The 11,729-nt window shown below is 60.4% G+C and carries 10 protein-coding genes; 8 read left to right on the forward strand and 2 right to left on the reverse strand.

What is annotated here, in order from left to right:
* Positions 1-175: 175 nt before the first annotated feature.
* Positions 176-1,132 carry a D-erythronate dehydrogenase gene (gene denD, locus CRX69_RS21450; protein ID WP_107322812.1) on the forward strand — a complete coding sequence of 319 codons (957 nt, stop codon included), beginning with the start codon at positions 176-178 and terminating at the stop codon, positions 1,130-1,132.
* Between the two features lie 59 nt (positions 1,133-1,191).
* Positions 1,192-2,598, forward strand: coding sequence for a GntP family permease (locus CRX69_RS21455; RefSeq protein ID WP_076384241.1), 1,407 nt, complete (start codon positions 1,192-1,194; stop codon positions 2,596-2,598).
* Positions 2,599-2,666: 68 nt separating this feature from the next.
* On the opposite strand, the gene treA is transcribed toward CRX69_RS21455, so the two are convergent.
* Positions 2,667-4,298, reverse strand: coding sequence for an alpha,alpha-trehalase TreA (gene treA, locus CRX69_RS21460; protein WP_107323297.1), 1,632 nt, complete (start codon positions 4,296-4,298; stop codon positions 2,667-2,669).
* Positions 4,299-4,560: 262 nt separating this feature from the next.
* Here treA and CRX69_RS21465 point away from each other — a divergent pair, with 262 nt between their 5' ends.
* From CRX69_RS21465 to leuD, 6 genes are all read left to right on the forward strand, one after another.
* Positions 4,561-5,331: a substrate-binding periplasmic protein gene (locus CRX69_RS21465; protein ID WP_107322813.1), complete on the forward strand. Its 771-nt coding sequence runs from the start codon at positions 4,561-4,563 to the stop codon at positions 5,329-5,331.
* A gap of 1 nt (position 5,332) precedes the next feature.
* Positions 5,333-6,676, forward strand: coding sequence for a diguanylate cyclase (locus CRX69_RS21470; RefSeq protein ID WP_047225613.1), 1,344 nt, complete (start codon positions 5,333-5,335; stop codon positions 6,674-6,676).
* Between the two features lie 25 nt (positions 6,677-6,701).
* Complete coding sequence (locus CRX69_RS21475; RefSeq protein ID WP_107322814.1) at positions 6,702-7,436, forward strand: substrate-binding periplasmic protein; 735 nt, start codon at positions 6,702-6,704, stop codon at positions 7,434-7,436.
* Between the two features lie 129 nt (positions 7,437-7,565).
* Positions 7,566-8,405: a glutathione-dependent disulfide-bond oxidoreductase gene (gene yghU, locus CRX69_RS21480; protein ID WP_107322815.1), complete on the forward strand. Its 840-nt coding sequence runs from the start codon at positions 7,566-7,568 to the stop codon at positions 8,403-8,405.
* Positions 8,406-8,634: 229 nt separating this feature from the next.
* Entirely contained in the window at positions 8,635-10,056 is a 1,422-nt protein-coding gene (leuC, locus tag CRX69_RS21485) for a 3-isopropylmalate dehydratase large subunit (RefSeq protein ID WP_076384237.1), read from the forward strand.
* A 1-nt stretch (position 10,057) separates the two neighbouring features.
* Positions 10,058-10,666 (forward strand): 3-isopropylmalate dehydratase small subunit, encoded by a 609-nt coding sequence (leuD, locus tag CRX69_RS21490; protein WP_076384235.1) that lies wholly within the window; start codon positions 10,058-10,060, stop codon positions 10,664-10,666.
* A gap of 58 nt (positions 10,667-10,724) precedes the next feature.
* Here the strand turns inward: leuD and CRX69_RS21495 are convergent, their stop codons facing one another.
* Complete coding sequence (locus CRX69_RS21495; RefSeq protein WP_047225608.1) at positions 10,725-11,666, reverse strand: LysR substrate-binding domain-containing protein; 942 nt, start codon at positions 11,664-11,666, stop codon at positions 10,725-10,727.
* Positions 11,667-11,729: the final 63 nt, after the last annotated feature.

An 11,729-nucleotide genomic window follows, 5' to 3' on the forward strand; every position in this document is an offset into this window, starting at 1 on the left:
ATCGTCGCGCTGCCTTGCCACCCGCTGTGGGCAAGAAGAAAACACGCAACGGTTGCGTCCACGTTAAATTCATCATACAACATGACAACTGCTTGTCACCTGGTTCGTCAAATAACAAGAATACGGGGCGTTCGGCACCCTGCCCCGAATATTCTCCTTAAGCGGAGTGCAATACATGAAGATCCTGGTAACTGGCGGCGCTGGCTTTCTCGGCGCCCGCCTGATCGAAGCGCTGCTGGCGCCCTCCGCGAGTGACTTGCTGCCCCCCGGCGCCAGCCTCGTCTCGGTCGACCTGGCGCCCTGCCCCATCGATGACCCTCGAGTGGTGTCGCACACCGGCGACATCTGCGACCCGGCCTTTATCAAATCGCTGATCGGCCCAGAGACCTGCCTGGTCTATCACCTGGCCGCGATCGTCAGTGGCCAGGCCGAAGCCGATTTCGACCTTGGCATGCGGGTCAATTTCGATGCGACCCGCGCCCTGCTCGAAGCCTGCCGCCAACAGGCCCAGGCACCGCGTTTCGTGTTCGCCAGCTCACTGGCGGTATTCGGTGGGCCGATGCCCGAGCAGGTGCCCGAAGAACTCGCACCGCTGCCGCAATCGTCCTATGGCGCGCAGAAGGCCATGGCCGAACTGCTGATCAATGACTACTCGCGCAAGGGCTTCATCGATGGCCGGGTGTGTCGCCTGCCGACCATTTCCGTTCGCCCCGGCAAACCCAACGCAGCGGCCTCGTCATTTGCCAGCGGCATCCTGCGCGAGCCCCTGGCCGGCGAGATGAGCAACTGTCCGGTACCACTGGATACCCGCATGTGGCTGTCTTCGCCGCAGACCGTGGTCGACAACCTAGTCCATGCCGCGCGCCTGGACGGCCAGGCGCTTGGCCTGCGGCGGACCCTCAACCTGCCCGGCATCAGCGTGCGGGTCAGCGAAATGCTCGACAGTCTCGCCCGTGTCGGTGGCGATGCGGCGCGCGCGCGGGTCAGCTTTGAGCCGGACGAGCGGATCCAGCGCATCGTCTGCAGCTGGCCCGGCAACTTCGACATCCAGCGGCCGCTGCAATTGGGCTTTCGCGGTGATGCCGACTTCGACAGCGTGGTAAGGGCACACCAGCTCAGCATGAATCACTGACCCAGGCGGCGCCGTGCGGTGCCGTCGTTCCATCCAATAACAACAAGAGTGATTACCCAATGGACGCAACTTCTATCGCCGGCCCACAGCTGATGGTGAGCCTGGTCCTGGCCATCGTCATACTCATCGTGCTGGTTCTCAAGACCCGCATCCACGCCCTGCTGGCGCTGATCATCGCCGCCTCGATCGCCGGCCTGGGTGGCGGCATGGCGCCCGACGCGCTGGTCAAATCCATCACCACCGGCTTCGGTGCCACGCTGTCGACCATCGGCCTGGTCATCGGTTTCGGTGTGATGATGGGCCGCCTGCTGGAAGTCTCCGGCGCCGCCGAACGAATGGCCTATACCTTCGTGCGCTGGCTGGGCAACAAACGCGAAGAGTGGGCGATGATGGTGACCGGCTACATCGTCTCGGTGCCGATCTTCTGCGACTCGGCGTTCGTCATCCTCAACCCGTTGGTCCGGGCGCTGGCGCGCAACAGCGGCAAATCGATGCTGACCCTGGGTATTGCCCTGGCCAGCGGCCTGATGCTGACCCACCATGCGGTTCCACCGACGCCAGGGCCACTGGGGATTGCCGGGATTTTCAATATCGACGTGGGGTTGATGATTTTCTGGGGCGTGGTATTCACCATTCCCGGCACCTTCGTGCTGGTGGCCTACGCCCGCTTCATGGGCCCACGCATCGAGGCGATGATCGCGCAAAGCGGCCAGACACCGGTCGAACCCGCCACCGCCTATCGTGAAGTGCTCGAACGCGCCGATGCCCGCGAGGCCGAACTGCCACCGCTGTGGCTGTCGATGCTGCCGATCGTGCTGCCCATCCTGCTGATCTTCGCCAACACCCTGGTCGTCGCCCTCGGCAAACTCAACGGTGACAGCACCCTGACGCAGAGCCTGTTCGGTCAGACCATCGCTTTCGTCGGCAACCCGGTCATCGCAGTCGGCCTCGGGGTGGTGGCGGCACTGTATGGCCTGGTGCCGCGGCGCCCGCGTGAGGAAGTCATCGCGCACATGGAGAAAGGCGTGGAAAGCGCCGGCATCATCCTGCTGGTCACCGGTGCCGGTGGTGCATTGGGTGCCGTGTTGCGCGACAGCGGTGCGGGTCAGTACATGGGCGAATGGGTCGCCACCTTGCCGCTGCCGGCGGTGTTGATCCCCTTCGTGATCGCGTCCCTGGTGCGCCTGATCCAGGGCAGCGGCACCGTGGCAATGATCACTGGCGCCTCGATTTCGGCGCCGATCCTGGCCTCGATTCCCGACGTTAACATGGTCTTCGCCGCCCAGGCGGCGGCCATTGGCTCGATGGTCTTTGGCTACTTCAACGACAGCTATTTCTGGGTAGTCAACCGCATGCTCGGGGTCACCAACGCCAAGCATCAGATGCTGACCTGGTCGATTCCGACCACGATCGGCTGGTTCACCTCCCTGCTCACCCTGTTGCTCTTCAACGCCATTCTCGGATAACAGCGCCGGGCACCTGGGCAGGAACTGATAAGTCCTGCCCAGGTTTGCCCCTTGCTCTTAGCGCCAGCTCATTCACCCACAGTCGTTGCGGAGGAACGTGCGCCATATTTGCTCAACAGTTTCAGCGTCACGCCATTCGTCCAGCCAAAACCGTCCTGCAACTCATATTCGCCACCTCCCCCGCCATCTCCCCGCCCGGACACGTCGTACTTCTCTACCAGCTTGTCTTCCTTGCGGTAAAGATTGTGTACCTGTTGCAGGAAGCGAGTGCCAATCTGCTGCGCCAGCGCGGTGTGCCCATAGCGATCCAGCCCCTCAACCGCCACCCACTGCAGCGGTGCCCAACCGTTGGGTTCGTCCCACTGCTGGCCATTGCTGACCTGCGTGGTGGCAATGCCGCCAGGGCGCAGCAGACCATCACGGACTGCCTCGGCCGTGCGATTGGCGTGGTCCGCGGAGGCAAGGCCGGTGTAAAGAGGAAACAGCGTGGCGGCCGTCAGTTGCGGGCGTTGACGGTGCTGCTGCCAGTCGTAGTCCACGTAGAACCCTGCATCGGCATTCCACAAATGCTGCTCAATGGCACGCTGCCGCCGGTCCGCGCGCTGACCATAGGCCTGGACGCATGGCGTGTTTTGCACGGTTTCACACGCCTTGGCGATGGTGCGCTCCAGGTGATAGAGCAGGCTGTTCAGGTCCACGGGCACAATGGACGTGGTGCGTATGCTCGCCAGGTTCTGGCCGTCGCCAAGCCAGCGCGAACTGAAGTCCCAACCACTCTCCGCCCCGGCACGCAGATCACGCCAGACCTCTTGCCTGGGTCTGTTCGAGGCCTGTTCGGCGGTTTTGACATCTTGCAGCCAGGATTCCTGTCGCGGCGTCGAACGGGCATCCCAATAGCGATTGAGCACGCTGCCATCGGCGAGCTTGACCACATGTTGCGCGGCGGCACCCGGCTTGAGCCCCTCAGCGCCCTGCATCCAATAGGCGTATTCCTTCTGCAGTTGTGGAAGGTAACGCCCAAACGCCTGGTCACCTTCGATGTGCGCCTGCAACTGCACCATGTAAGCGAAGAATGGCGGTTGTGAGCGGCTCAGGTAGTAGGTGCGATTGCCATTGGGAATGTACCCGTACGTGTCGATCATATAGGCAAAGTTATCGGTCATCTGGCGCACCTGGGCCTGATCCCCGCTTTGTTCAAGCCCGAGCATGGTGAAGTAGGAGTCCCAGTAGTACATCTCGCGAAAGCGTCCGCCTGGAACGACATAGGGTTGTGGCAAGGGCAACAGGCTGCTGTAGGGCGGCACTTGGCGATAGGTACGGCTTAACACGGGCCAAAGGCTGTCGATGTGCTCTTGAATGGGCGCGCCCGGTTTCGGTGCCGGGCTTTGCGCTGCGCCGGACTCGATGAAGTTGTCCTTCACGAAGGTTTCGAGATCGAAGTCGCTGTTGTCGCGACGAGCCAGGTATTCGGCACGGATTTTCGAGGGGTCGCGGGTGGGCAGTGCGTCGACGAAATGCTTCTGGTCGGTGAACAGTTGGTTGTTCTGCACGGCTTCGAACAACTCGGGATATGCCTGGTCGGGCGGCAGATTGGCCCGTTCCTTGGCATCCATGTAGCCCCAGGTCGCGGGCGGTTGGCTTGAGCAAGCCGCGCACAGCAACGCGGCGAAGGACAGGCTGGTGAAATACAGTGGTCGCATCAGCGGCTCCATCATTTGTCGTTCCTGACAAACGACTGACACGGCCGAACAAACCCGGGTTCATTAAATGTCGCCGAATCGACAGCTGGAACAAGAGAGGCCACACTCAAGTTTTTCACAGGGTCTGGCCCGACCGCCCCAGGTTCAATGCCCCCCGGTTTCGACGGATGACACTCAAGCGCGTATAGGCCCAGCCGATAACACATTAAGTCAACGGCCCCCAGGCCGCGCCGGCACTGCTGGTTGCATAGGGTAACTCTCGATGATTTTGCCGTTTAACCGTCTGCTGATGAGCTGCGTCCTGGTGTTCCTGGCTGCAAGCTCAGCCGTGCCAAACGCTGCCGCAGAGACTGCGCTGCGCATCGTTACGGAAGAACTGCCGCCCTATAACATGACGCAGAACGGGCGAGTGACCGGTATGAGCACCGAGGTGGTCCAGGCGGTGCTCAAGGAGGTCGGCGTAGAGGCGTCCATCCAGCCCATGCCTTGGGCGCGGGCCTACGAACTGGCGCTCAATGAAAGTAACGTGTTGATCTATTCAATCGTTCGAACGCCTGCGCGTGAATCACTTTTCCAGTGGGTCGGGGCCATCGCCCCAACCCAGTGGTACATGTATTCGCTGGCTGAGCGCCCGGTAAAACTCAACTCGCTGGACGATGCGCACGGTCACCAGATTGCCACCGTCAATCAGGACGTGGGTGAGCAATACCTGGTGTCGAAGGGTTTCCGCATTGGTAAAGACCTGCAGTCGAGCAACAAGTACGAACACAACTACCGCAAGCTCAAGGTCGATCACGTGGAGCTATGGATTTCCAACGAGCTCAACGCGCTGTACCTGACCCGCCAGAATGGTGAAGACCCGGATAAAGTGTTGATCCGCTCGCTGCCGCTTCCCGAATTGAGCAGTCAGGATGGCTTGAGCATGGCGTTCAGTCGCAAGACGCCGGCCGCGACGGTCGAGAAATTCCGCTCAGGCCTGGAGACCATCCGCCGTAATGGCGTTTACGACGCCATCATGCGCAAGTGGTTATGACATGGCCGACGATTTTCGGACTGTCCCCATCCATCCGCCAAAAACCAGGACGTTCAGCTCGCTGGGACGGCGTCTGGTGTTGGCCACGCTGGTGTTCTGCCTGTGCTTTACCTTGGCGATGGTCACGCTGCGTACCTGGCAGGCCTGGGAAAACAATCTGGCGCAGATGAATTCCGAGCTGGTCCTGATCGACCAGGTGTTCCAGAACACCCTGGCCCATGCCATTTGGGAAATGGACCGTGAATCGTTGGACAAGCAGATCACCAGCGTTGCGAATGCGGCGCCGGTGGGACGCGTGGCACTCAATATCCTGCGACCCGGACAGGCGCCAGAAATCATCGAGTTCAATCGATATGCCAGCAATGCATCCAGCGTGGCGCCGGTGCTGCATCGCCAGCTCGTCGCGCAGCCCTACATCGGCGCCAACGAAAAGGTCGGTGAACTGACCATCGAGGGCGATAACAACCTGCTTTGGGAACGCCTCTGGGACGAAGCCCGCAGCATCGTCATCACGCAGGTGATCCAGTCGTTGCTGCTGGCCGGCCTGGTCATGACCATGTTCAACCGCCTGGTGACCGTGCACGTTGTCCATATCGCCCGGCATCTGGGGAAACTCTCACCACAAACACTCAACTCCCACCTCAAGCTGCAACGTTCGGTCCGGCGCCAGGACGAGTTGAGCCTGCTCGAATCCAAAGTCAATGCACTGCAAGACAACCTCCACGCCCATCTGGAGCGCCAGCACTCGGACGAACTGGCCCTTGCAGCCAGTCGCGACCAGTTGGCCGAACTGGTCGAGGCGCGCACTTCGGAACTCAAGGCCGCCAACCAGGCCCTCGAAGCGCTGTCGCGTCACGATGCCTTGACGGGCTTGGCCAACCGTCGTTACTTCGATGAACTGAAGGATGTCGAATTCCGCCGTGCGATCCGCCACAACACCCCGCTGGCCGTGCTGATGTGCGATGTGGATTTCTTCAAGATCTACAACGACACCTACGGCCATATCAAAGGGGACGAGTGCTTGAAACAGATCGCCGGGACCCTGCGCAGTGTCTTCGGCCGCTCCGGCGAACTGACTGCTCGCCTGGGGGGTGAGGAGTTTGTCGTGGTATTGCCCAATATCAACGCCAGCCAGGCATGCGAGGCAGCCCAGCGGTTTCGTGAAAGCCTGGCTGAACTTGCACTGCCCCATGGCGGCTCAGCGGTTTCCCCTTTTGTCACCCTGAGCATCGGCGTCGCCGAGCTGGACACCAAAACCATGGATCACTTCGATCAACTGCTGCAACGCGCCGACCAGGCGTTGTACCGGGCCAAACGCCAGGGGCGCAATTGCGTCGCTTTATAAAACCACCGTGTGCTGCGAGGTCTGTATGCACTACCGTCTGAAGCTCTGCTCCTGCTTGCTCCTGGCCCTGATCAGCGTGAAAAGTCACGCCGAGGCGATCGAAGTCGTGACCGAAGACTCGTTATACGCCTACCTGCGTGAAGGCGCGCTCGTCGGCCCGGGCACTCGAATAGCCGACGAAACCTTGAGAGGCGCAGGAATCAGCGATTACCGCATGTTGTTGTACCCATGGGCACGCGCTTACGAAAAAGCGCTGCATGAACCCAATGTGATGATCTTCCCGCTCGATCGCACCCCGGCCCGTGAGCAGATGTTCAAGTGGGTGGGTGAAATCCATCGGGCGACGACCAAGCTCTACAAGCTGCGTGGGCGTGACGGCATCGCCGTTGACAACCTTGAAGACGCCAAGCAGTACACCATAGGCGTGGTACGCAATGACGCCAAGCAGGTTTACCTGCAGCAGAAAGGCTTTACCCGGCTGGTGGTATCGGCGGACAACCACGATAACTTTCAGAAACTGTTGAATCAGCAGATTCAGTTGCTGCCGATGCCCGAGAACACTGCGCGCCTGATGAGCAAAGATGCCCAAGTGGATTTCACCACTCTGGAGGAGGTCTTTTCCCTGGATGAACAGCCCCACCGAGTTCACATGGCGTTTAGCCTGAGCACCCCAGACGAAATCGTCACCCGGGCTCAACAAGCTTTCGCGAAGCTCAAGGCTTCAGGCGAAGTGGATCGGATCATGACTGAAGAGCGTTAGCGGGTAAGCCTAATGCAGTACGTGCAGGCGGGGTGATTTGCTGACGCTGACCCTCCTATGGCAGGCTTGGGTCAGAGCTTTTTTTCGCGGTTCACGCGGTCACTGCAAGTCGGCAATGAGGCCCCTCCCATGAGCAAAGCGCCCTATGTACCGCCCAGAGTCTGGAAATACAACGCCCCGTCTGGCGGCCAGTTCGCCAACATCAACCGCCCTACCGCCGGGCCGACCCATGAAAAAGTATTGCCAGTGGGCGAACATCCGCTGCAGCTCTATTCACTGGCCACGCCCAATGGCGTGAAGGTGACCATCCTGCTGGAAGAGCTGTTGGCGCTGGGGCACACCGGCGCCGAATATGACGCCTGGCTGATTCGCATCAACGAGGGCGACCAGTTCTCCAGTGGCTTTGTCCAGATCAACCCGAACTCCAAGATCCCGGCGTTGCTCGATCGCAGCGTGGAGCCGGCGATCCGGGTTTTCGAGTCCGGTTCGATCCTGCTGTACCTGGCGGAAAAGTTCGGCGCCTTCCTGCCCACCGATCCGGCCGGGCGCACCGAAACCCTGAACTGGCTGTTCTGGCAAATGGGCGCAGCCCCCTATCTGGGCGGAGGCTTCGGGCATTTCTACGCTTACGCGCCCGATAAACTTGAGTACCCCATCAATCGTTTCACCATGGAAGCCAAACGCCAGCTCGACGTCCTGAATCGCCGTCTTGGCGAAAGCCAATACCTGGCCGCAGACAGCTACACCATCGCCGATATCGCGGTCTGGCCCTGGTATGGTCAATTGGTGCGCGACAACGTGTACTCGGCTGCCGAGTTCCTGGCTGCCCACGAATATACCCATGTGCAACGCTGGGCCGAGGAGATCGCCAATCGACCGGCAGTGATCCGGGGGCAACGAGTGAACCGCACGTGGGGTGATGAAGCGAGCCAAGTGCCGGAGCGGCATCGGGCTGAGGATCTGGATTGAAGGGGCCGGGCCGGTCTTTTCCTGTCAGCACCGGATAGCAACCGCGGTGGGCCGGGCGCTATCCGAATCGCTGACCGCTGCGCGGATTAAACACGAATCGTGAATCGATGATTGACTTTTCAGCCATTGAACCTGCAATCGCATTCCCTATGCTGGCATGACTGCTCATTGAGCGCGGCGCATCGTGAGGCCCTCCCGGCGCGCCTTCCGATCACTCGCGAGAACCGTCATGAAAGGCCCCAGAACGCTCTACCAGAAGCATATAGATGCCCACACCGTCTGTACGCTGGACGACCATGGCCATGTGTTGCTCTACATCGACCGCCAGGTCGCCAACGAATACACCAGCCCCCAGGCCTTCAGCGGCTTGAGAGAGGCGAACAGAACGGTATGGCGCCCGTCATCGACGTTGTGCGTGGTCGATCACGTCAACCCGACCGCGCCTGATCGCGTCGCGGCCATGCCGGATGCGGGTGGCGCGCTTCAGGTTTCTTACTTCGAGCAGAACTGTCGAGACTTCGGAATCGAGTTGTTCGATGTCCTGGACAAGCGACAAGGCATTGAGCACGTGGTTGCCCCTGAGCAAGGCTTCATTCTTCCCGGGATGGTCGTGGCCGCAGGTGATAGCCACACAACGACCTATGGCGCGCTGGGCGCCTTTGGTTTTGGTATCGGCACTTCGGAAATTGAACACCTGCTCGCCACACAGACGTTGGTCTATAAACGTCTGAAGACCCTGCGCGTGAATGTGCACGGGCGGATGGGCGCAGGCGTCACCTCCAAAGACATCATCATGGCCTTGATCCGCGACATCGGTGCGTCCGGTGCGACGGGCTACGCCATCGAATTCTCCGGCCCCACCATTGAGTCCCTCAGCGTCGAAGCGCGCATGACCATCTGCAACATGGCCGTAGAGGCCGGTGCCCGTGGGGCTTTCATGGCGCCGGACGAAAAGGTGTACGCCTACCTCAAAGACAAACCGCGAGCCCCGAAAGGGGCGCTATGGGAGCAGGCTGTCGAGAAATGGAAGACGCTTTATTCCGACCCTGGAGCGCATTTCGACAAGGAAGTCGAACTCGATGCCAGCGCGTTGGAGCCGATGGTGACTTGGGGAACCAGCCCTGACCAGGCCGCGCCGATTGGTGAGTGCGTACCGGATCCGCGCCTGGAGAGCGACCTGATCCGCAGGCAGGACCTGCAGCGTGCACTGCGCTACATGGGCCTTGAGCCGGGAACCCGACTGGCCGGGGTGCCGATCAGTCACGCCTTTATCGGCTCCTGTACCAACGCGCGCATCGAGGATCTGCGCGATGTCGCGCGCATCGTTCGGGGTCGCAAAGTAGCGGCGAGCGTGCGCGCGATGATCGTACCGGGTTCCACGCTGGTGCGTGATCAGGCACAAGCGGAGGGGCTGGCGCAGATCTTCAAGGATGCCGGCTTCGAATGGCGCCAGTCCGGCTGCTCGATGTGCCTGGCGATGAATGATGATGTGCTGTCGCCGGGAGATCGCTGTGCCTCCAGTACCAACCGAAATTTCGAGGGCCGTCAGGGCGCCGGAGCAAGAACTCACCTCATGAGCCCGGCGATGGTCGCCGCCGCAGCGATTTGCGGCCACCTCACCGACGTTCGTCAACTGTCCATGGAGAGCTGAAATGCAGCCATTCACCATCGTTCGCGGTATCGCCGCACCGCTGCCCGCCGCGAATGTGGACACCGACGTCATCATGCCCAAGCAGTTCCTCAAGGGCATCGATCGCAATGGGCTGGACCGCGGGGTCTTCTTTGACTTGCGTTTCCTGGCCGATGGCGTCCCCAATCCGGCGTTCATTCTCAATCAGGCCCCTTGGGATCACGCCAGTTTCCTGATCACCGGACCTAATTTCGGTTGTGGTTCCAGCCGCGAGCACGCGGTCTGGGGGCTGAAGCAATTGGGTATACGCGCACTGATCGGCACGAGTTTCGCTGGTATTTTCTCCGACAACTGCCAGCGCAATGGTGTTCTGCTCATTCAGTTGAAGGAGTCAGAACAGCAGGAGATCAGCCATCTCGTTGGGTCACCTGAAAACTCGCAGATCACGATCGATCTGCATGCCCAGCAGATTCACCTTCAGAGCGGAAAGATAATTGGGTTCGAGATGGACCCCTTACGTAAAAAAGCGCTGCTGGAAGGTCTCGATGCGATTGGTACAACGCTTGAGCACACGTCACGAATCCGCGACTTCGAGGCACTGCACCATCGTTTGAACCCCTGGCTTGCCTGAGCCTCGAGCGAACAAGGGCCTGCATCCTGCGGGCCTGCGGGGCCGGACAGAACTGCCGTCAGGCGCGGGCCGTCTCCGGTAGCCGCAGCCTTTTCAAATAGCTCTCCAGAAACTCCACGCACACGCGAAGTTTGGCCGAATCCGCCAGCCTGGTCGGATACACCGCCCAGACGTTCGCGCTTTGGGTGTAATCGGGCAGCACGCGGACCAGCTTGCCTTGATCCAACAGTGGCTGAACATCCCACAACGACCGCAGAAGCACCCCGCGCCCAGCCAAGGCCCATTGCAGTACGATTTCTCCGCTGTTGGATGACAATCTGCTGCTGACCCGTACAACCTCATCGCGGTTGGCCTGATTCAAATGCCACACACCGAATGGATTGTTCCGCTCCTTCAGGACCAGACAATCATGATGAGCAAGATCCTTGAGAGTGATCGGGACCCCTCGCCGCTCCAGGTAATCCGGTGTGGCACAGAGCACTCGGTGGTTACTGAGCAGCTTGCGGCTGATGTGATGGCCCGGCAAGTCGTCACCCACGCGGATCTCCAGATCAAAGCCTTCGGCAACGATGTCTACCACGCGGTCGAACACATCCAGCCGCACCTCCAGTTCCGGGTAGATCGATGACAACTCTGCAATCGCAGGGGCAACATGATTGCGCCCAAAACCGAAGCTGCTGCAAATGTGCAGCAGGCCACGAGGGGCTTGGCGAATCTCGGTGAGCTCACCAACGAAATCATCCATGTCGTCGAGAAAGCGAATCGCCCAGCGCTGGGTTTTTTCTCCCGCTTCAGTCAGCGCAATGCGTCGAGTGGTGCGATGCAAAAGCCGCGTGCGCAACGTCTGCTCGAGCACGCGAATCCGTTTGCTCACGAAGGCCGGCGAGAGCCCAAGCTCATCCGCGGCACCGGCAAAGCTGGATTTGCGAATGACGGTCAGGAAGACCCGAAGGTCCTCCGGCAGAGGCGTTTGAACACGAAATGTGTTTTCTGGTGTCATGACTGCCCGGCCTGCTCCACTTTTTTGCGAAGAATAGCATCTACTGATCCGCCCCCCGTCAGC

It is taken from the genome of Pseudomonas rhizophila (genome assembly GCF_003033885.1).
GTDB lineage: Bacteria > Pseudomonadota > Gammaproteobacteria > Pseudomonadales > Pseudomonadaceae > Aquipseudomonas > Aquipseudomonas rhizophila.

Excerpts from the sequence above, each read along its gene's own strand:
- denD (WP_107322812.1), top strand. The coding sequence starts at position 176 with ATGAAGATCCTGGTAACTGGCGGCGCTGGCTTTCTCGGCGCCCGCCTG.
- CRX69_RS21455 (WP_076384241.1), top strand. The coding sequence starts at position 1,192 with ATGGACGCAACTTCTATCGCCGGCCCACAGCTGATGGTGAGCCTGGTC.
- treA (WP_107323297.1), bottom strand. The coding sequence starts at position 4,298 with ATGCGACCACTGTATTTCACCAGCCTGTCCTTCGCCGCGTTGCTGTGC.
- CRX69_RS21465 (WP_107322813.1), top strand. The coding sequence starts at position 4,561 with ATGATTTTGCCGTTTAACCGTCTGCTGATGAGCTGCGTCCTGGTGTTC.
- CRX69_RS21470 (WP_047225613.1), top strand. The coding sequence starts at position 5,333 with ATGGCCGACGATTTTCGGACTGTCCCCATCCATCCGCCAAAAACCAGG.
- CRX69_RS21475 (WP_107322814.1), top strand. The coding sequence starts at position 6,702 with ATGCACTACCGTCTGAAGCTCTGCTCCTGCTTGCTCCTGGCCCTGATC.
- yghU (WP_107322815.1), top strand. The coding sequence starts at position 7,566 with ATGAGCAAAGCGCCCTATGTACCGCCCAGAGTCTGGAAATACAACGCC.
- leuC (WP_076384237.1), top strand. The coding sequence starts at position 8,635 with ATGAAAGGCCCCAGAACGCTCTACCAGAAGCATATAGATGCCCACACC.
- leuD (WP_076384235.1), top strand. The coding sequence starts at position 10,058 with ATGCAGCCATTCACCATCGTTCGCGGTATCGCCGCACCGCTGCCCGCC.
- CRX69_RS21495 (WP_047225608.1), bottom strand. The coding sequence starts at position 11,666 with ATGACACCAGAAAACACATTTCGTGTTCAAACGCCTCTGCCGGAGGAC.